Origin of the sequence: Paenarthrobacter sp. NPDC089714, assembly GCF_044748905.1 — a bacterium.
GTDB lineage: Bacteria > Actinomycetota > Actinomycetes > Actinomycetales > Micrococcaceae > Arthrobacter.
The window spans coordinates 265,502-284,653 of sequence record NZ_JBIVGX010000001.1 but is presented as its reverse complement, the minus strand read 5'-3'; the positions used below and the strand labels follow the sequence as shown (position 1 = coordinate 284,653).

Below are 19,152 nucleotides of genomic sequence, written 5' to 3'. Positions count from 1 at the left end.
CGGGAAGTTTTACCAGCGGTAGTGTGCGAAGGCCTTGTTGGACTCGGCCATCTTGTGGGTGTCTTCGCGACGCTTCACAGCGGCACCGAGACCGTTCGACGCATCCAGGATTTCATTCTGGAGACGCTCGGTCATCGTCTTTTCGCGGCGGGCCTTGGAGTAGCCCACGAGCCAACGCAGAGCGAGGGCGGTGGAGCGACCCGGCTTGACCTCAACCGGAACCTGGTAGGTGGCGCCACCAACACGGCGGGAGCGCACCTCGAGGGAAGGCTTGACGTTGTCCATGGCCTTCTTCAGGGCTGCGACGGGGTCGCCGCCCGTCTTGGCGCGGGCACCTTCAAGGGCACCGTAAACGATGCGCTCTGCGGTGGACTTCTTGCCGTCGATGAGGACCTTGTTGATCAGCTGGGTGACCAACGGGGAGCCGTAAACGGGATCTGAAACGAGCGGCCGCTTGGGGGCCGGACCCTTGCGAGGCATATTACTTCTTCTCCATCTTTGCGCCGTAGCGGCTGCGGGCCTGCTTGCGGTTCTTGACACCCTGGGTGTCAAGGGCGCCGCGGACAATCTTGTAGCGGACACCCGGGAGGTCCTTCACACGACCACCACGGACGAGCACGATGGAGTGCTCCTGCAGGTTGTGGCCAACACCGGGGATGTAGGCGGTAACTTCCACACCACCGTTGAGGCGCACACGCGCAACCTTACGGAGAGCCGAGTTCGGCTTCTTCGGGGTGGTGGTGTAGACGCGGGTGCAAACACCGCGGCGCATCGGGCTGCCCTTCAGCGCGGGAGCCTTGGTCTTGGAGACCTTCGGCGTGCGGCCCTTTCGGACCAGCTGGTTAATCGTAGGCACTTTCGTGTTCTCCGTTTGTTTGATCTCTGCCCCCACACACAGGCGCCAGCCGGTGCTCAGTGGGAACTTTGGCGTTGCTCTCGCGGCCAGCCGGAACTCCCGGTAGGCGTGCAAAAGTGCGGCATTCGTTGCGCAAGTTGCCCGCAACCCGGAAACAGGCTCCACCCAACATCATGAGAACAAAACCAAAATGATGTTGCGGCGGCCATCATCCACTGCCACACAGAACAATTACCAAAAGTCTAGCACGGCTTGATCCGGCACCTTAATCGGGTGTATGGAGGACGACGGCGGCAGGCGGCTGCCGCCGTCGTGGTTCACTCCCCCGCCTCACCGGGCGGACCAACGCGTTAACGGGCCAGGCCCCGCACTCGATGAATGCGGGGCCTGGCCTTCAGTCACTGACTACTGCCTTATATTTCAGCGGAAGTCGTTGCCGAGATCGTAGTCATCCAGCGGGATGGCGTGGAACTCGGGAGCACCGTCGCCACCCAGGGCGTCATAGGAGAAGTCGGTGAAAGCGCTGGGGCCCGTGAACAGGCTTGCCTTCGCTTCTTCCGTCGGCTCCACAGTGACCTCTGTGTAGCGGGGCAGACCCGTACCAGCCGGGATGAGCTTACCGATGATGACGTTTTCCTTGAGGCCGAGCAAGGGATCGCTCTTGCCTTCCATGGCCGCCTGCGTCAGGACGCGGGTGGTCTCCTGGAAGGAAGCTGCCGACAGCCACGACTCGGTAGCCAAGGAAGCCTTGGTGATACCCATGAGTTCCGGACGGCCGGAAGCCGGTGCCTTGCCCTCGGACACGACGCGGCGGTTCTCGTCCTCGAAGCGGGCGCGCTCTGCGAGCTCACCCGGGAGCAGCTCGGAGTCGCCGGATTCGATGACGGTCACGCGGCGCAGCATCTGGCGGACGATGACCTCCACGTGCTTGTCGTGGATACCAATACCCTGGCTGCGGTACACGCCCTGCACTTCGTCCACGAGGAACTTCTGTGCGGCACGCGGACCCATGATGCGCAGAACCTGCTTCGGGTCCACCGGACCGTTGATCAGCTTCTGGCCGACGCTGACGTGGTCGCCGTCCTCGATGAGGAGGCGGGACCGGCGCAGCACCGGGTAGGCGATCTCTTCGGAACCATCGTCCGGAGTGATCACCAGGCGCATCTGGCGCTCGGACTCTTCGATGGTGATGCGTCCGGCTGCTTCCGCAATCGGTGCCACACCCTTCGGAGTACGGGCTTCGAACAGTTCCTGGATACGGGGCAGACCCTGGGTGATGTCATCGCCACCACCCGCGGAAACAGCACCACCGGTGTGGAACGTACGCATGGTCAGCTGGGTACCGGGCTCACCGATGGACTGTGCGGCGATGATGCCGACGGCCTCGCCGATGTCCACGGTCTTGCCGGTAGCCAGCGAGCGGCCGTAGCAAAGCGCACAGGTGCCCACCTTGGACTCACACGTGAGTACGGAGCGGACCTTGACCTCGGTGATGCCGGCAGCCAGCAGCTGGTCGATGACGACGTCGCCGCAGTCGGTGCCTGCAGGTGCCAGGACGTTGCCCTCGGAATCGACGACGTCGACAGCCAGGGTACGTGCGTAGGCGCTGTTCTCGACGTTCTCGTCCAGGACCAACTCACCGTTGGAGTCCGGAACGGCGATGGGCGTGACCAGGCCGCGCTCGGTACCGCAGTCCTCTTCGCGGACGATGACGTCCTGCGAAACGTCCACCAGACGACGGGTCAGGTAACCCGAGTTGGCGGTACGGAGAGCGGTATCGGCCAGACCCTTACGGGCACCGTGCGTGGCGATGAAGTATTCCAGCACCGACAGGCCCTCACGGTAGGAGGACTTGATCGGACGCGGGATGATCTCACCCTTCGGGTTGGCCACAAGACCACGGATACCCGCGATCTGGCGGACCTGCATCCAGTTACCACGTGCACCGGAGGACACCATGCGGTTGATGGTGTTCATCGGGGACAGGCTGTCACGCATCGCCTGGGCGATCTCGTTGGTTGCCTTGTTCCAGATCTCGATCAGTTCCTGGCGACGCTCGTCGTCGTCGATCAGGCCCTTGTCGTACTGGCCCTGGATCTTGGCAGCCATGTTCTCGTAACCGGCCAGGATGCCCGGCTTGGTGTCCGGAACCTCGATGTCGGAGATCGCCACCGTGACGCCCGAACGGGTTGCCCAGTAGAAACCGGCGTCCTTCAGGTTGTCCAGCGTGGCAGCCGTAACGACCTTCGGGTAGCGCTCGGCGAGGTCGTTGACGATCCGGGACAGTTCGCCCTTGTCGGCAACAGCCTCGACCCACGGGTAATCCTCAGGCAGCGTCTGGTTGAAGATGACCTGGCCAAGGGAGGTTTCAACGAGCGCCGGCTGGCCGGGCTCCCAACCTTCCGGAGCTTCCCACCCTGCGTAGGGAACGAAGTCCTCCAGACGGATCTTGACCTGGGAGTTCAGGTGAAGATCGCGGGCGTCGTAGGCCATGATGGCCTCGGACACCGAGGAGAACACGCGGCCCTCGCCGGCGGAACCGACGCGCTTGGTGGTCAGGTGGTACAGGCCGATGATCATATCCTGCGAAGGCAGGGTCACCGGACGTCCATCGGACGGCTTCAGGATGTTGTTCGAGGACAGCATCAGGATGCGGGCTTCGGCCTGGGCTTCCGGGCTCAGCGGCAGGTGGACTGCCATCTGGTCGCCGTCGAAGTCAGCGTTGAAGGCGCCACAAACCAGCGGGTGAAGCTGGATTGCCTTACCTTCAACAAGCTGCGGTTCGAAGGCCTGGATGCCGAGGCGGTGCAGGGTAGGTGCACGGTTGAGCAGCACCGGGTGTTCGGTGATGATCTCTTCCAGCACGTCCCAGACCTGCGGACGGTAACGCTCAACCATGCGCTTTGCCGACTTGATGTTCTGGGCGTGGTTGAGGTCAACCAGGCGCTTCATCACGAACGGCTTGAAGAGCTCCAGGGCCATCTGCTTGGGCAGGCCACACTGGTGCAGCTTCAGCTGCGGGCCGACGACGATGACCGAACGGCCGGAGTAGTCAACACGCTTGCCGAGCAGGTTCTGGCGGAAACGGCCCTGCTTGCCCTTGAGCATGTCGCTCAGGGACTTCAGCGGACGGTTGCCCGGACCGGTGACGGGACGGCCACGACGGCCGTTGTCGAAGAGGCTGTCAACAGCTTCCTGAAGCATGCGCTTCTCGTTGTTGACGATGATCTCCGGGGCACCGAGGTCAAGCAGGCGCTTGAGTCGGTTGTTGCGGTTGATCACACGGCGGTAGAGGTCGTTGAGGTCGGAGGTCGCGAAGCGGCCACCGTCCAGCTGGACCATCGGGCGCAGTTCCGGCGGGATCACCGGGACGGCGTCGAGAACCATGCCGAGCGGGCTGTTGTTGGTGGTCAGGAATGCGTTGACAACCTTGAGGCGCTTGAGCGCACGGGTCTTGCGCTGGCCCTTGCCGTTCTGGATGGTGTCGCGCAGCGACTCGGCCTCAGCCTGCATGTCGAAGGTTTCGAGGCGCTTCTTGATCGCCTCTGCACCCATGGAGCCTTCGAAGTACATACCGTAGCGGTCACGCAGTTCGCGGTACAGGCCTTCATCGCCTTCGAGGTCGGCAACCTTGAGGTTCTTGAAGCGGTCCCAGACCTGCTCGAGGCGCTCGATGTCGGCGTCGGCACGCTTGCGGACGTTCGCCATCTGGCGGTCAGCGGAATCGCGGGCCTTCTTCTTGTCTGCACCCTTGGCACCTTCGCCTTCAAGACGGGCAAGCTCGTCTTCAAGGTCGCGTGCAATCGTGGCGATGTCGCTGTCGCGGTTGTCCACCATCTGCTTCTTCTCAAGGTCATGCTCGACCTGGAGGTTGGGCAGTTCGGCGTGACGGTTTTCCTCGTCAACGCTGGTGATCATGTAGGCAGCGAAGTAGATGACCTTCTCAAGGTCCTTCGGAGCCAGGTCCAGGAGGTAGCCAAGGCGCGACGGAACGCCCTTGAAGTACCAGATGTGGGTCACGGGAGCGGCGAGCTCGATGTGGCCCATGCGCTCACGGCGTACCTTGGCGCGGGTGACTTCCACGCCACAACGCTCACAGATGATGCCCTTGAAGCGGACGCGCTTGTACTTGCCGCAGTAGCATTCCCAGTCGCGGGAAGGTCCGAAGATCTTCTCGCAGAAAAGACCGTCCTTCTCAGGCTTGAGAGTGCGGTAGTTGATGGTTTCCGGCTTCTTGACCTCACCGTATGACCAACCACGGATGTCTTCCGCGGTGGCGAGGCCGATCTGCATGAGGCCGAAGGAGGATTCGCTGGACATATGGTCCCTGTTCTCTCTTGTTCTCTAAATTCTGAAGTCTTGGTTACGGAAAGAGGGAGCTGCCCGGCAGGCGGCATTCTTGGTGCCGCCTGCCGGAACGGCTGCTAGACCTCTTCTACGGAACTGGGCTCTGCACGAGACAGATCGATGCCCAGTTCCTCCGCAGCCGTGAAGACTGCGTCATCAGAGTCACGCATTTCGATCGTGGTTCCGTCGGTGGAAAGGACTTCCACGTTCAGGCACAACGACTGCATTTCCTTGATCAAGACCTTGAAGGACTCCGGAACGCCAGGCTCAGGGATGTTCTCGCCCTTGACGATGGCTTCGTAGACCTTCACGCGGCCGTGGATATCATCAGACTTGATCGTGAGGAGTTCCTGAAGGGTGTAGGCGGCACCGTAAGCTTCGAGCGCCCACACTTCCATTTCACCGAAGCGCTGGCCACCGAACTGTGCCTTACCACCCAGCGGCTGCTGCGTGATCATGGAGTACGGACCGGTGGAACGTGCGTGGATCTTGTCGTCCACCAGGTGGTGGAGCTTCAGGATGTACATGTAACCGACGGAGATCGGGTCCGGGAACGGCTCGCCGGAGCGGCCGTCGAACAGACGGGTCTTTCCGGAGGAGTCGATCAGGCGGTCGCCGTCGCGCGTCACGTTGGTGGAATCGAGCAGGCCCGTGATTTCCTCTTCGCGGGCACCATCGAACACCGGGGTGGCAACGGTGGTCTGGCCGGTTTCACGGGGCAGGTTCGGGAGGTTCTTGACCCACTCCGGCTCGCCTTCGATCTTCCAACCGGTCTTGGCAACCCAACCGAGGTGGGTTTCCAGGACCTGTCCAACGTTCATACGGCCCGGAACACCAAGCGGGTTCAGGACGATGTCCACCGGGGTACCGTCTGCAAGGAAGGGCATGTCCTCGACCGGAAGGATCTTGGAGATAACACCCTTGTTGCCGTGGCGGCCGGCGAGCTTGTCGCCGTCGGTGATCTTGCGCTTGGCTGCCACGTAGACGCGGACCAGCTGGTTCACGCCCGGGGGCAGTTCGTCGTCGTTGTCGCGGTCGAAGACGCGGACGCCGATGACCGTACCGGACTCGCCGTGGGGAACCTTCAGGGAGGTGTCACGGACTTCGCGGGACTTCTCACCGAAGATGGCGCGGAGCAGGCGCTCTTCCGGGGTCAGTTCGGTTTCACCCTTGGGGGTGACCTTGCCTACCAGGATGTCGCCGGCTTCAACCTCGGCACCGATGTGGATGATGCCACGCTCGTCCAGTCCTGCAAGGACTTCCTCGGACACGTTCGGGATGTCACGGGTGATTTCCTCGGCACCAAGCTTGGTGTCGCGGGCATCGATCTCGTGCTCTTCGATGTGGATGGAGGAAAGGACGTCCTCGGCGACGATGCGCTGGGACAGGATGATGGCGTCCTCGAAGTTGTGGCCTTCCCAGGACATGAATGCCACGAGGAGGTTCTTGCCGAGGGCGAGCTCACCCTGGTCCGTTGCGGGACCGTCAGCGATGATGCCGCCAACTTCCAGGCGCTGGCCTTCGTTGACCAGGACGCGGTGGTTGTAGCAGTTGCCCTGGTTGGAACGGGCGAACTTGTTGATGCGGTAGTTGGTCTCCGTGCCGTCGTCATTGATCATGACTACGAGCTCGGCGGAAACCTCGGTGACCACACCGGCCTTCTTCGCGATGACCACGTCACCGGCGTCGACTGCTGCGGCGCGCTCCATGCCGGTGCCCACGAACGGAGCCTCGGAACGGACCAGCGGCACAGCCTGGCGCTGCATGTTGGCACCCATGAGTGCGCGGTTGGCGTCGTCGTGCTCGAGGAACGGGATCAGGGCAGTTGCCACGGACACCATCTGGCGCGGGGAAACGTCCATGAACTGGACATCTGCGGCGGGAACCAGAACCGGCTCGCCTCCACCACCACGGGCACGGACAAGGACGGTCTCTTCGGAGAAGCGCTTGTCAGCGTCCAGCGGAGCGTTGGCCTGTGCGATCAGGACCTCGGCTTCGTCGTCGGCAGTCAGGTACTCGACGTCGTCGGAAACCACACCGTTGGAAACCTTGCGGTAAGGGGTCTCGATGAAGCCGAACGGGTTGATGCGGCCGTAGGAAGCCAACGAACCGATCAGACCAATGTTCGGGCCTTCAGGGGTTTCGATGGGGCACATACGTCCGTAGTGGGACGGGTGAACGTCTCGGACTTCCATGCCTGCACGGTCACGGGACAGACCACCGGGGCCAAGGGCCGAGAGACGACGCTTGTGCGTCAGGCCCGAGAGCGGGTTGTTCTGGTCCATGAACTGCGACAGCTGGGACGTTCCGAAGAACTCCTTGATGGCTGCCACAACCGGACGGATGTTGATCAGGGTCTGCGGCGTGATGGCCTCGACGTCCTGCGTGGTCATGCGTTCGCGGACGACGCGCTCCATGCGGGACAGGCCGGTGCGGACCTGGTTCTCGATCAGTTCGCCCACGGCGCGGATGCGACGGTTGCCGAAGTGGTCGATGTCATCGATCTCGACGCGGAGCTCGTGGTCTTCGCCATCGCGCTTGCCCATGATGGTCTTCTCGCCGGCGTGCAGCGCAACGAGGAACTTGATCATGGCAACGATGTCTTCGACGTGCAGGACCGAAGCTTCCTTGTCGCCAAGGGAGCGGTCGATGCCGAGCTTGCGGTTGATCTTGTAACGGCCAACCTTGGCGAGGTCGTAGCGCTTCGGGTTGAAGTACAGGTTGTCCAGCAGGGACTGGGCAGCCTCGACTGTGGGCGGCTCGCCCGGACGCAGCTTGCGGTAGATGTCCAGAAGCGCGTCTTCGCGGGTTTCGGTGGCGTCCTTCTCCAGCGTTGCGCGCATGGAGTCGTACTGGCCGAACTCTTCCAGGATCTGGCCTTCGGTCCAGCCGAGGGCCTTCAGCAGTACCGTGACGGACTGCTTGCGCTTGCGGTCGAGGCGGACGCCCACCTGGTCGCGCTTGTCGATTTCGAGCTCGAACCAAGCACCACGCGAGGGAATGATCTTCGCGGTGAAGATGTCCTTGTCGCTGGTCTTGTCGGCAGCGCGCTCGAAGTAGGCACCGGGCGAGCGGACCAGCTGGGAAACAACAACACGCTCGGTGCCGTTGACCACGAAGGTTCCCTTTTCGGTCATGAGCGGGAAGTCGCCCATGAACACGGTCTGCTGCTTGATTTCGCCCGTGTTGTTGTTCATGAACTCGGCCTTGACGTACAAGGGAGCCGAGTAGGTGGCGTCACGGTCTTTGCATTCGGCCATGGTGTACTTCGGGTCAGCGAACTCCGGCTCGGAGAAGCTCAGGGACATGGTGCCCTGGAAGTCCTCGATCGGGGAGATCTCTTCGAAGATATCGGCAAGTCCGGAGGTGGTGGCGACGCTGAGGTCGCCCTCCTCGACAGCCTTCGCTACCCGCGCCTGCCAGCGTTCGTTTCCGACCAGCCAGTCAAAGCTGTCTGTCTGCAGGGCGAGAAGATTCGGAACATCAAGGGGTTCGTGAATCTTTGCGAATGAGAGGCGGCGGGTGGCACCATCGGTGCTTGCCGTGTTAGCGGTTTCGTTATTAGAGGTGCTCGAGGCGACCAAGAGGGATCCTTCCACAGACCTTCAGGCGTTTTCAGATCTCCCCCGTTTGCATGTTGCGGAGTGCTCCGCAGCATACTTAATCCGGTTCCGCTATATGACCCGGACCCAGCCCTGCAAAAGGCATTTGCACGCTATGGACGGCATGCCAATTGACGCAGCTGAGAGGTAAAGCCCACCGCTATATGAAGGCTGAAGGTTAACAGGGAAGACGCAAATATCTACAATACGGCAAAGCAGCCTTCCTGTCTACCCCAGATCGTCCGTGAATGCAAGCACCGTTGCTGCAGGCACCTAAGCCCAGGAATGCGGCGGCGCCCACATGCGTTGGAACGGATACCTGGAGACGCGCCCCGCGATAGCCTTGCAGTAACACCACCGGACTGGAAGAGAGACCATGACCACCTCCGCTGACGACAATGACGTTGTCATCCTTGCCGCTTCCCGGACTCCGCAGGGCCGCCTCAACGGGCAGTTGGCGGGATTCACCGCCGTCGACCTTGGCGCCCACGCCATTACTGCCGCCCTGGCGTCCAGCGGCGTCAAAGCCGAACAGGTGGACGCCGTGATCATGGGCCAGGTCCTGCAAGCCGGCGCGGGCCAGAATCCCGCCCGGCAGAGCGCGATCGCGGCCGGTGTGGGCTGGAACATCCCTGCCGTGACCATCAACAAGGTGTGCCTCTCCGGGCTGACCGCCGTCATTGACGCTGCCAGGATGATCCGCAGCGGCGATGCCACGGTGGTGGTGGCCGGCGGACAGGAATCCATGACGCGCGCCCCGCACCTGCTGCCGGGCTCACGCCAGGGGTGGACCTATGGCTCCATCCAGGCCCTGGATGCCGCGGCGCACGACGGCCTCACTGATGCGTTCGACGGCCAGTCCATGGGTCTCTCCACGGAGTCCAAGAACGTGACGCTCGGCATCGACCGCCGCGCACAGGACGAGGTGGCAGCAGCTTCCCACCAACGCGCCGCCGCTGCGGCCGCGGACGGAATTTTCGACGTCGAGATCGCTGCGGTGAGCGTCAAGCAGCGCAAGGGAGAGCCGCTGGTCCTCACCACCGACGAAGGCGTCCGCCCCAACACCACCATCGAAACTCTGGCCCCCCTGAAGGCGGCCTTCGCCACAGACGGCACCATCACGGCGGGCAACTCCTCTCCCCTGTCCGACGGCGCCTCTGCACTGGTGCTGGCCAGCCGCCGCTTCGCCAGGGACAACGGCCTGGACTATCTCGCCGTCGTGGGCAAGCCGGGCCAGGTGGCCGGGCCGGACAACTCCCTCCATTCGCAGCCCTCCAATGCCATTGCGCAGGCGTTGAAGAAGGCGGGCTGGACCGCGGAGGACCTTGACTTCATCGAGATCAACGAGGCCTTCGGCTCGGTGGCCGTCCAGTCGCTCAAGGACCTGCAGTACCCGCTGGAGAAGTGCAACATCCACGGCGGCGCCATCGCCCTTGGCCACCCCATCGGTGCCTCCGGCGCCCGTCTTGCCCTGCACGCGGCCCACGAACTCAAGCGCCGGGGAACCGGCAAGGCCGCAGTTTCCCTGTGCGGCGGTGGAGGCCAGGGTGAGGCCCTCCTCCTGTAACGTGACTGAAACTCCAACGACCGTCTCATCAGCGACCAACGAGGACCGAAACCCATGACCCAGACAGCCAACGGAGCGGAGCGCTTCCTTGAGGATGCCGCCGCACGCGGACTGGAGGTGGACGTCGTCGAACGTCCCGCAGCCCGCAGCCTCGAAGAGGCGGCCGTAATCCTGGGCATCAACCCCGGCGACATCGTCAAGTCCCTCGTGGTCAAGCACCGGGACGGCAGCTTCCTGTTCGCCCTGATTCCGGGCGACCGGCAGATCTCCTGGCCCAAGCTGCGGGCGCTGGTGGGCGTGAACAAGCTCTCGCTGCCGCACGCGGACGTGGCCCTTGCCGCGACCGGTTACGAACGGGGAACCATCACTCCCCTGGGCAGCACCACCGCGTGGCCGGTCTACGCGGATGCGACCATCACGGGACGGCGGATCTCCATGGGCGCCGGCGCGCACGGCCGCAGCGCCTTCGTGGACGCGGACGCCCTCACGGCCGCATTGAACGCCACGGTCGCGGACATCAGCGAACCCAACTGAGTCGCAATAGTGCGCGTTTTGACCGCTCAAAACGCGCACTACTGCTACTCAGTTGGGTGGGCACACGGGCGATTTAACAGCAGGAAGCCCCGCCCGGCGAACCGGACGGGGCTTCCCCAGCAGAACGAGTTACTTGATGGTAACCGTTGCGCCAGCTTCTTCGAGCTGAGCCTTTGCCTTCTCTGCGGCTTCCTTGTTGGCGCCTTCGAGAACAGCCTTCGGTGCACCGTCAACCAGGTCCTTGGCTTCCTTGAGGCCGAGGGAGGTGATAGCGCGAACTTCCTTGATCACTGCGATCTTCTTGTCGCCAGCAGCTTCGAGGATGACGTCGAATTCGGTCTTCTCTTCAGCAGCTTCAGCGGCACCGCCGGCAGCGGGGCCAGCAACTGCAACAGCAGCAGCCGTAACTTCGAAGGTCTCTTCGAAGAGCTTGACGAACTCGGAGAGCTCGATGATGGTCAGTTCCTTGAAAGCTTCAATGAGCTCTTCGTTGCTGAGCTTCGCCATGGTGGCGTCCTTCCATTAGGTGGTGCGGATCCGGACTCTGCCGCTCCATGCACCGGAGTTTGATGGGGGGAGAACTTAGTTCTCTTCGGTTGCGGCTTCAGCAGCTTCGGCCGGAGCCGCAGCTTCCTCAGCAGCAGCCTCTTCAGCGGCCGGAGCTTCTTCAGCGGCCGGAGCAGGTGCGCCGCCCTCTTCTTCAAGCTTGAGGCGCAGGGCATCGATGATGCGTGCAGCAGCGGATGCAGGAGCCTTGAGGACACCGGCAACACGTGCAAGCTGGAACTCGCGGGACTCAAGGGCAGCCAGTGCGGCAACACCCTCAGAGTCAAGTGCCTTGCCTTCGAACAGACCGGTCTTGATGACCAGCTGCTTGTTGGCCTTGGCAAAGTCCGTAAGGCTCTTGGCAGCAGCAACGGCGTCGCCCTTGATGAAGGCGATCGCAGTGGGGCCGGAAAGCTGACCGTCGAATGCATCGACACCAGCTTCCTTGGCTGCGATGGCGCTCAGGGTGTTCTTGACGACCGAGAACTTGGTGTCCTGGCCGAGAGCAACACGGAGTTCCTTGAGCTGCGCAACAGAGAGCCCACGGTATTCGGTCAGGACAGCCGCGGTCGATTCCTTGAAATCGTTGGTGATCTCTGCAACTGCGGAGACCTTGCTAGGCGTTGTCATAACCCTCCTTCCGGGGAATAAAGCCGGCCTTCCGGGTCCCCGCTCATGAGAGCTAAAACTAAAAACGCCCCGCGCAGATGCACGGGGCTTGGCTCAACACAGCTTTGCTGTGGAGACTCAACTCGTTCACCTGCGTTGGCCGCCCTATGTCAGGGTCCTTCGTCAAGGAATTCACCTTGTTCTCACGGGCGTGGCTACAGAGTTGAGCTGTGCTCGAAAGGGTGGATTCCCATCAACCGACGGTCTTTGGTACTTCAAGGTTACGGGAGAGTGTTCAGCAAACCAAATCGGGGCCCGAACCCTAGTCCGATGACGTGACCTTGGGTCCGCGATCCGGAAGTTCCTTCTGCCACAGACCGGTGACTCCCGCCGTCGTGAACCCCAACTGCTTGTTCACGGTCAAAAGGTAGCGGTTCTCCGGTGCGTTCCAGGTGTAGATCACCCGGGCGTCCGGGAACTGCTCGCTCAGGCGTTCCATGTTGGCCACCTTGATGAGCAGGCCCAGTTTGTTCCCCCGGTGTTCCTGCAACACCAGGGTGTCGTCCTGGAAGACCACGTCCTGGCGATGCGCCAGGACACTGATGGTGGTCAGGCCCACCAGGCGACCTGACGCGAGATGCTCGACGGCGGTCACCACCGTACGCCGGCCCTGCGCCAAGGCGGCGTCTTCCGTTTCGCGCAGGACCCCGACATCGAAAACCATCCCGGGACTCCCGGCAGCCGGGTCTTCCTCCTCATCTTCGCCATGGACTACCTCACCGGCTGCATTCTCAAGCTCGGCGACCGCCTCCAGCCACGGAGCCGGGCAACGGTCCGTCCAATGGTGCAGCGCGTAGCGGCCGGCGTTCGTCTCCTCTGCCTCGGCCTGGAGATCGCCTACCAGCTTGGTGTCGAGCGGAAGGATGCAGGAGCTGAACTGCTCAATGTGCTGCAGGGTGTAACCCGCGCGCTGGGCAAAATCCACTTCCCGGCTGCTGACGGGGACAAACCCCGGGCCGCTGCCGGGGATCAACTGGTCCTCGGGGATCTCGGTCAGGGACGTCGCCGGATGGTTGGTGTCCACCAGGATCATGGTGCGACCCTCGGCGCGGGCCAGTTGCTCGGCCGCGTCCAGGAGTTGGCGGCCAACGCCCTGCCGTTGGTATTCGGGAAGGATGTCCAAGGTGAACTCGGCGAGGTCCATGTTGTCCATCAAGGGAAGGGCGATGTCCACGGTGCCCACGATCTCGCCGTCAATCTTGGCCACCAGGATGATCTGGCGCTCATAGGGATCGGAAAACTCCAGCAGTTTCTCCAAGGGTGTGTAGGCGAGGTCGTCGCTCCCCCACGTCTGCATGCGGACCCGCCGGCCAACTTCCACCGCGTCCAGGAAGTCTTTGGCATTGGGGCTGTCCAGGTTATCCGGCACCCACACTTGCTCCACCTGAACGGTCTTCGCCTCGTCTACAGTCATCCCAGCCGTTTCTGCCATTCGCCTTCCAAGCCGGAAGGCTTGAATCCCAGGGCGATATTAATGGCCAGCATATGCCGGTTTTCACTGGCGTTCCATGTCATGACCCAGGTGGCGTCCGGCCACGTTACCCCGGCCTGGCGGAGATTGGCGATCTTCACCAGCATGCCCAGCCTGTGCCCACGGTGCCCGGGCGCCACAAGGGTGTCTTCCTGGTAGACCACGGCCGGCGCTTCCGCACGGTGGATCAGCACCGTGTAGGCAGCCAGTTCGCCCGTTTCGTCGTGCCGCGCCGCTGCCACGATCGCGTCGATGCCGCTTGACCGCCACGTCGCTTCCTCTTGCCGGACACGGGCTGAGTCCCAGTCCTCCCCCTCCCACACCAATCCAGCGATGGGGACCTCGGTACTCATCAGGCTTTTCAGGGCAGCGAACGCCTCTACCAACCCATCCGGACACCTGTCCTGCCAAACGATGACGCTGTAGCCCTGCGCTGACGTCAAGGCCCCGGACTCGAGAGAAGCCAGAAGTTCCCCATCGGGAGGCAAAGACAGCGTGCTGTTGCTCTCCACCTGCTCCAGCGAATAGCCATGGCGTAATGCGAAACCGGTGGCGTCGGAGTCCAGTGGAAATCCACCGCTGCCCGACTTCGCGTCCACTAACGGGACACCGGCCTCTATCGGTGCTCCGCAATAGCCGTCGAAGGACACCCGGTCCCGCGCACGGGCTGTATCTTCCAGATGTTGCAGGATCGCCGTTCCAAAGCCTCGCCGCCGGTAGCCGGCGTCCACCAGCACGTCCACGCCCGCCGTCGTCGTATTCTCGCTCAGGGGAAGCGTCAGCGTTCCGCTGCCCACCACGGTGCCGCCGAGCCGTGCGAGGTACACATGGCGTTCTTCGTATTCGTTGCCCAGCCAGAACATGATGTCTTCGGCGAGGGTGGGTGCCCGGTCGGCGTTCCCCCACAGTGCAGTTTCGTGGGCAACGCGCATCCTGTGGAAGGCCAGGAAGTCGGCGGACACGTCGGCATCCGGGCCTGGGGGAACGCTGATGCGTTCTACGGTAAGGCGGTTGCTGGGAGAAACGTTCGACGACGTCACGCCCCACAGCCTATGGCCCGCCTTTGGCGGGGACAAGACTACGCACCGTCTCTTCCGGGACAACGAAAAGGACCGCCCGGCAAAAGCCGGACGGTCCTTCTTCAGAGCCAGAGCCCTACGAAGCTTACGCCTCGGTGAGAACCTTGGTGACGTTCGGGTCAACGGTGATGCCCGGGCCGAACGTGGTGGCGACGGTGGCCTTCTGGATGTAGCGGCCCTTGGAAGCGGACGGCTTCAAACGAAGCACCTCTTCCAGTGCTGCTGCGTAGTTCTCGGCCAGCTTGATGGCGTCGAAGGAAACCTTGCCGATGATGAAGTGCAGGTTCGAGTGCTTGTCGACGCGGAAGTCGATCTTGCCGCCCTTGATGTCGTTGACAGCCTTGGTGACATCCGGGGTAACCGTACCGGTCTTCGGGTTCGGCATGAGGTTACGCGGGCCGAGGACCTTACCGAGGCGGCCAACCTTGCCCATGAGGTCAGGGGTGGCAACGGCTGCGTCGAAGTCGGTCCAGCCGCCTGCGATCTTTTCGATCAGGTCATCGGAACCAACGAAGTCGGCGCCGGCTGCGATTGCTGCCTCAGCCTTGTCACCGGTTGCGAAGACCAGGACACGGGCGGTCTTGCCGGTGCCGTGGGGGAGGTTGACCGTACCGCGGACCATCTGGTCGGCCTTGCGGGGGTCAACGCCGAGGCGGAAAGCTACCTCAACGGTTGCGTCGAACTTGGACGGGTTGGTGTCCTTGGCGAGGGTGATGGCCTCGAACGGGGCGTAGACCTTGTCCGCCTCGATCTTGGCTACGGCTGCCTCATATGCTTTGCTGCGCTTTGCCATGCTGCTTGTTTCTCCTTGTGCAGTTGTGGTCTGCGGACCGCGCTGGGCCCTGCCACAGTCGTGGATCCGGCAAGGATCCTGCGACATTTCAATGTTTCAGATGCCGGTTGCCCGGCGGGAAGGCTCAACGGAGCCTTTGAGGTGATTAGCCCTCGACGGTGATGCCCATGGAACGGGCGGTGCCTGCGATGATCTTGGCTGCTGCCGCGATGTCGTTGGCGTTGAGGTCTTCCATCTTGGTGGAAGCAATTTCCTCGACCTGTGCCTGGGTCAGCTTGGCAACCTTGACGGTGTGCGGGGTAGCCGAACCCTTGGCGACGCCTGCAGCCTTCTTGATGAGCTCTGCAGCCGGCGGGGTCTTGGTGATGAAGGTGAAGGAACGGTCTTCGTAGACCGTGATTTCCACCGGGATAACGTTTCCGCGCTGGGATTCCGTAGCAGCGTTGTACGCCTTGCAGAATTCCATGATGTTGACACCGTGCTGGCCAAGCGCAGGACCGATCGGCGGAGCCGGGTTAGCGGCACCTGCCTGGATCTGCAGCTTGATGAGGCCGGTGACCTTCTTCTTGGGAGCCAATGTAGGGTCCTTCTCTCAATAGCTTCCTGGGGCACAGGAGCGCGTCCCAGGTTGGTGGCCGCCATGGCAAGGCGGCCGGCCGCTTCCGTACCGCTAAGCAGGCGGCCGGGAGCGAAATCTTTGAATCGACTAGATCTTGGTGACCTGGTTGAAGGCGAGCGTAACCGGGGTTTCGCGTTCGAAGATCGAAACCAGCACCACGAGGGTCTGCGACTCGGGCTTGATCTCGGAAATCGTAGCCGGAAGGGTCTCGAACGGGCCTTCCTTGACGATGACGGACTCGCCGACTTCGAAGTCGACAGCCACGGGAGCCTGGTGCTGCTTGTTGACCGGCTTGCCCTTCTCGGCCTGCTCTTCTTCGAAGACCGGAGCAAGCATGGAGAAGACCTCGTCCAGGCGCAGCGGCACGGGGTTGTGGGCGTTGCCCACGAAGCCGGTGACACCCGGGGTGTGCCGGACGGCGCCCCAGGAAGCATCCGTCAGGTCCATGCGGACCAGCACGTAGCCGGGGATGCGCACGCGGTTGATGACCTTCCGCTGCGCGTTCTTGATCTCCACGACCTCTTCCATGGGGACCTGGATTTCGAAGATGTAATCTTCCATGTCCAGGGTCTGGATGCGGGTCTCCAGGTTCGCCTTGACGCGGTTTTCGTAACCGGCGTAGGAGTGGATGACGTACCAGTCACCTTCCTGGCGACGAAGCTTGGACTTGAACTCCTCGGCGGGGTCAACCGGCGCGGCAGCGGCAGCGGCTTCCAGGGAAACGCCTTCCGCTTCGTCGTCGCTGTCTGCGTCGTCGCTGTCCGACTCATCGTCGGATTCGTCGTCTACGTCAGCCTCGAAAGCCTCTTCGGAATCGTCGACGTCGGCAGTTTCGGGTGCAGCGGAATCGACCTCGGACTCGTCCGCGGCAGCGGTCGTGTTCTCTTCGGTCCCATCCAGCTCAGTCTCGTTTACCTCGAGCTCCTGCTCAGACACTTGGTCTCCTGCTTCCTCATTGCCTAACATGCCTATTTAAATGGCTCAATTCCGCAAGCCCCGCAAAATCCCTGTTTCCAGGGGTTTCACATGGCTTGCGGACAGATCCGCTTAGCGGTCCGTAGCGCCTGACCCTCCGAAGACCCAGCTGACACCCGTGCCGAAGGCAAGGTCCAGAAGGGTCACGATGACCATCATGATGACGACGAACACCAGCACCACGAGCGTGTAGTTGATCAGTTCTTTACGGGTCGGAGCGACGACCTTCTTCAGCTCGCCGATGACCTGGCGGACGAAGAGTGCGATCCGGGCAAAGAAACCGGCTTCGGCTTTCTTGGCAGGACGGCCCTTCGAGCTGCTGGCAGCTGTTTCGGTCACCTGGTCCTCACTCACCTTGAAAAGTCGTTGACCCGGCCCTGATCAGAGCCATGGTTGCTGCGCTTGTCCCGGCGTTTCCGCCGGAACAGCCTGCGCAGGGCAGACAGGACTCGAACCTGCAACCTGCGGTTTTGGAGACCGCTGCGCTACCAATTGCGCCACTACCCTATGGATCGAATCCATGTTTCAGGCCGCAGAACAGCCTGTGATGCTTTTCAACACCGGTGAACCAGTCTACGCAAGAATTTCGCGATAGTCGAACCGGCTCGATTCCGGGGCTTTCCGGCGTGTTGCATGCGCTGTGACCAGCACCATCAGTCACATTGCCTGCCACTCACCCGGGAGCTCCGCAGAACAGCATAAGGTAGTTTACGTCGAATCCCATCATCCAGCCCACGAGCTGCCTGCGAAGAACGGTACATAGATGTCTGCCGGAACACCTGCCGCCCGCATTTCACAACGAATCTCCGCCATTGCCGAGTCCGCCACCCTTGCCGTTGATGCCAAGGCCAAGGCACTGAAGGCCGCGGGCCGCCCCGTGATTGGCTTCGGTGCCGGTGAACCCGACTTCCCCACCCCGGATTACATTGTGCAGGCTGCCATTGAGGCCGCCAGCCAGCCAAAGTACCACCGGTACTCCCCGGCGTCCGGCCTTCCCGAGCTGAAGAAAGCCATTGCGGACAAGACACTGCGCGACTCCGGATACCAGGTGGATCCGTCCCAGGTCCTGGTGACCAACGGCGGCAAGCAGGCCGTGTACAACACCTTTGCCACCCTGGTTGACCCGGGCGACGAAGTCATCATCCCCACGCCTTTCTGGACCACCTACCCCGAGGCCATCCGCCTGGCAGGCGGTGTACCCGTTGAGGTCTTCGCCGGTCCGGAGCAGGGCTACCTGGTGACCGTCGAGCAGCTCGAGGCCGCCGTGACCGACAAGACCAAGATCCTGTTGTTCGTGTCGCCTTCCAACCCGACCGGCGCCGTCTACAGCCCGGAACAGGTTGCCGAAATCGGCAAGTGGGCCGCATCCAAGGGCCTGTGGGTTGTCACGGATGAGATCTACGAGCACCTGACCTACGACGGCGTGGAATTCACCTCCATCGCCACCGCCGCACCTGAACTCGGCGACCGGGTTGTCATCCTGAACGGCGTCGCCAAGACGTACGCCATGACCGGGTGGCGCGTGGGCTGGATGATCGGGCCCGCCGATGTCATCAAGGCCGCCACCAACCTGCAGTCGCACGCGACGTCGAACGTTTCCAACATCATGCAGGTGGCAGCTGCCGCCGCCCTCACAGGCCCACTGACCGCCGTCGACGAGATGAAGGTTGCCTTCGACCGCCGCCGCAAGGCGATCGTGGCTGGCCTGAACGCGATTGACGGCGTTGAATGCCCGACGCCGACAGGCGCCTTCTACGTGTACGCGGACGTCCGCGGGCTGCTGGGCAAGGAATTCGAAACCTCCAACGGTACCGCCCGTCCGACGACGTCGGCAGAGCTTGCCGCGCTCATCCTGGACGAGGTTGAGGTCGCTGTGGTCCCCGGCGAGGCCTTCGGTCCGTCCGGCTACGTCCGCCTCTCCTACGCGCTGGGCGACGATGACCTCGCCGAAGGTGTTCGGCGCATCCAGGAATTCCTGGGCAAGGCCAAGTAGCGAAAGTTCACCGAAACGCTCTTCCACCTCGTTTGGTGGAAGAGCGTTTCTGTTTAAGCGGGATTCGGTGAGAGAGGGTTGCCGAAAAAAGGGGCGTTAGG

The 19,152-nt window shown here is 62.5% G+C and carries 15 protein-coding genes and 1 tRNA gene; 3 read left to right on the top strand and 13 right to left on the bottom strand.

Features of this window, described 5'->3' with window-relative positions:
* Nucleotides 1–9: 9 nt before the first annotated feature.
* The 4 genes from rpsG to rpoB all read right to left on the bottom strand — a co-directional run bounded on the left by rpsG (nt 10) and on the right by rpoB (nt 8,787).
* Nucleotides 10–480, bottom strand: a complete 471-nt coding sequence (gene rpsG / locus ACIPY3_RS01250) for a 30S ribosomal protein S7 (protein ID WP_021472399.1) — start codon at nt 478–480, stop codon at nt 10–12.
* 1 nt (nt 481) lies between these two features.
* Nucleotides 482–856, bottom strand: coding sequence for a 30S ribosomal protein S12 (gene rpsL / locus ACIPY3_RS01245; RefSeq protein ID WP_009358312.1), 375 nt, complete (start codon nt 854–856; stop codon nt 482–484).
* 420 nt (nt 857–1,276) lie between these two features.
* Nucleotides 1,277–5,176 (bottom strand): DNA-directed RNA polymerase subunit beta', encoded by a 3,900-nt coding sequence (locus tag ACIPY3_RS01240; RefSeq protein WP_400329110.1) that lies wholly within the window; start codon nt 5,174–5,176, stop codon nt 1,277–1,279.
* Between the two features lie 104 nt (nt 5,177–5,280).
* Nucleotides 5,281–8,787, bottom strand: a complete 3,507-nt coding sequence (rpoB, locus tag ACIPY3_RS01235; protein ID WP_397325854.1) for a DNA-directed RNA polymerase subunit beta — start codon at nt 8,785–8,787, stop codon at nt 5,281–5,283.
* A gap of 394 nt (nt 8,788–9,181) precedes the next feature.
* Here rpoB and ACIPY3_RS01230 point away from each other — a divergent pair, with 394 nt between their 5' ends.
* Entirely contained in the window at nt 9,182–10,372 is a 1,191-nt protein-coding gene (locus tag ACIPY3_RS01230; protein WP_400329106.1) for an acetyl-CoA C-acetyltransferase, read from the top strand.
* A gap of 54 nt (nt 10,373–10,426) precedes the next feature.
* Nucleotides 10,427–10,906, top strand: a complete 480-nt coding sequence (locus tag ACIPY3_RS01225) for an aminoacyl-tRNA deacylase (RefSeq protein ID WP_400329104.1) — start codon at nt 10,427–10,429, stop codon at nt 10,904–10,906.
* 129 nt (nt 10,907–11,035) lie between these two features.
* On the opposite strand, the gene rplL is transcribed toward ACIPY3_RS01225, so the two are convergent.
* From rplL to ACIPY3_RS01180, 9 genes are all read right to left on the bottom strand, one after another.
* Nucleotides 11,036–11,413: a 50S ribosomal protein L7/L12 gene (rplL, locus tag ACIPY3_RS01220; RefSeq protein WP_387435074.1), complete on the bottom strand. Its 378-nt coding sequence runs from the start codon at nt 11,411–11,413 to the stop codon at nt 11,036–11,038.
* A gap of 75 nt (nt 11,414–11,488) precedes the next feature.
* Complete coding sequence (gene rplJ / locus ACIPY3_RS01215) at nt 11,489–12,082, bottom strand: 50S ribosomal protein L10 (RefSeq protein ID WP_400269568.1); 594 nt, start codon at nt 12,080–12,082, stop codon at nt 11,489–11,491.
* 301 nt (nt 12,083–12,383) lie between these two features.
* Nucleotides 12,384–13,553: a GNAT family N-acetyltransferase gene (locus ACIPY3_RS01210; protein WP_400329101.1), complete on the bottom strand. Its 1,170-nt coding sequence runs from the start codon at nt 13,551–13,553 to the stop codon at nt 12,384–12,386.
* Complete coding sequence (locus tag ACIPY3_RS01205) at nt 13,532–14,632, bottom strand: GNAT family N-acetyltransferase (protein ID WP_400329099.1); 1,101 nt, start codon at nt 14,630–14,632, stop codon at nt 13,532–13,534. Before ACIPY3_RS01205 ends, ACIPY3_RS01210 begins: the two co-directional genes overlap by 22 nt.
* Nucleotides 14,633–14,756: 124 nt before the next feature.
* The gene (rplA, locus tag ACIPY3_RS01200; RefSeq protein ID WP_400329096.1) at nt 14,757–15,464 is read right to left on the bottom strand and encodes a 50S ribosomal protein L1; all 708 of its coding nucleotides are present in this window, start codon (nt 15,462–15,464) and stop codon (nt 14,757–14,759) included.
* A gap of 145 nt (nt 15,465–15,609) precedes the next feature.
* Nucleotides 15,610–16,041 (bottom strand): 50S ribosomal protein L11, encoded by a 432-nt coding sequence (gene rplK / locus ACIPY3_RS01195; RefSeq protein WP_166183617.1) that lies wholly within the window; start codon nt 16,039–16,041, stop codon nt 15,610–15,612.
* 129 nt (nt 16,042–16,170) lie between these two features.
* Entirely contained in the window at nt 16,171–17,019 is an 849-nt protein-coding gene (gene nusG / locus ACIPY3_RS01190) for a transcription termination/antitermination protein NusG (protein ID WP_400329093.1), read from the bottom strand.
* Between the two features lie 111 nt (nt 17,020–17,130).
* Nucleotides 17,131–17,412 (bottom strand): preprotein translocase subunit SecE, encoded by a 282-nt coding sequence (gene secE / locus ACIPY3_RS01185; protein WP_387435083.1) that lies wholly within the window; start codon nt 17,410–17,412, stop codon nt 17,131–17,133.
* 80 nt (nt 17,413–17,492) lie between these two features.
* Nucleotides 17,493–17,565: transfer RNA gene (locus tag ACIPY3_RS01180), tRNA-Trp, on the bottom strand.
* 256 nt (nt 17,566–17,821) lie between these two features.
* On the opposite strand from ACIPY3_RS01180, the gene ACIPY3_RS01175 reads away from it, so the two are divergent.
* The gene (locus ACIPY3_RS01175) at nt 17,822–19,051 is read left to right on the top strand and encodes a pyridoxal phosphate-dependent aminotransferase (RefSeq protein ID WP_400329091.1); all 1,230 of its coding nucleotides are present in this window, start codon (nt 17,822–17,824) and stop codon (nt 19,049–19,051) included.
* Nucleotides 19,052–19,152 lie beyond the last annotated feature (101 nt).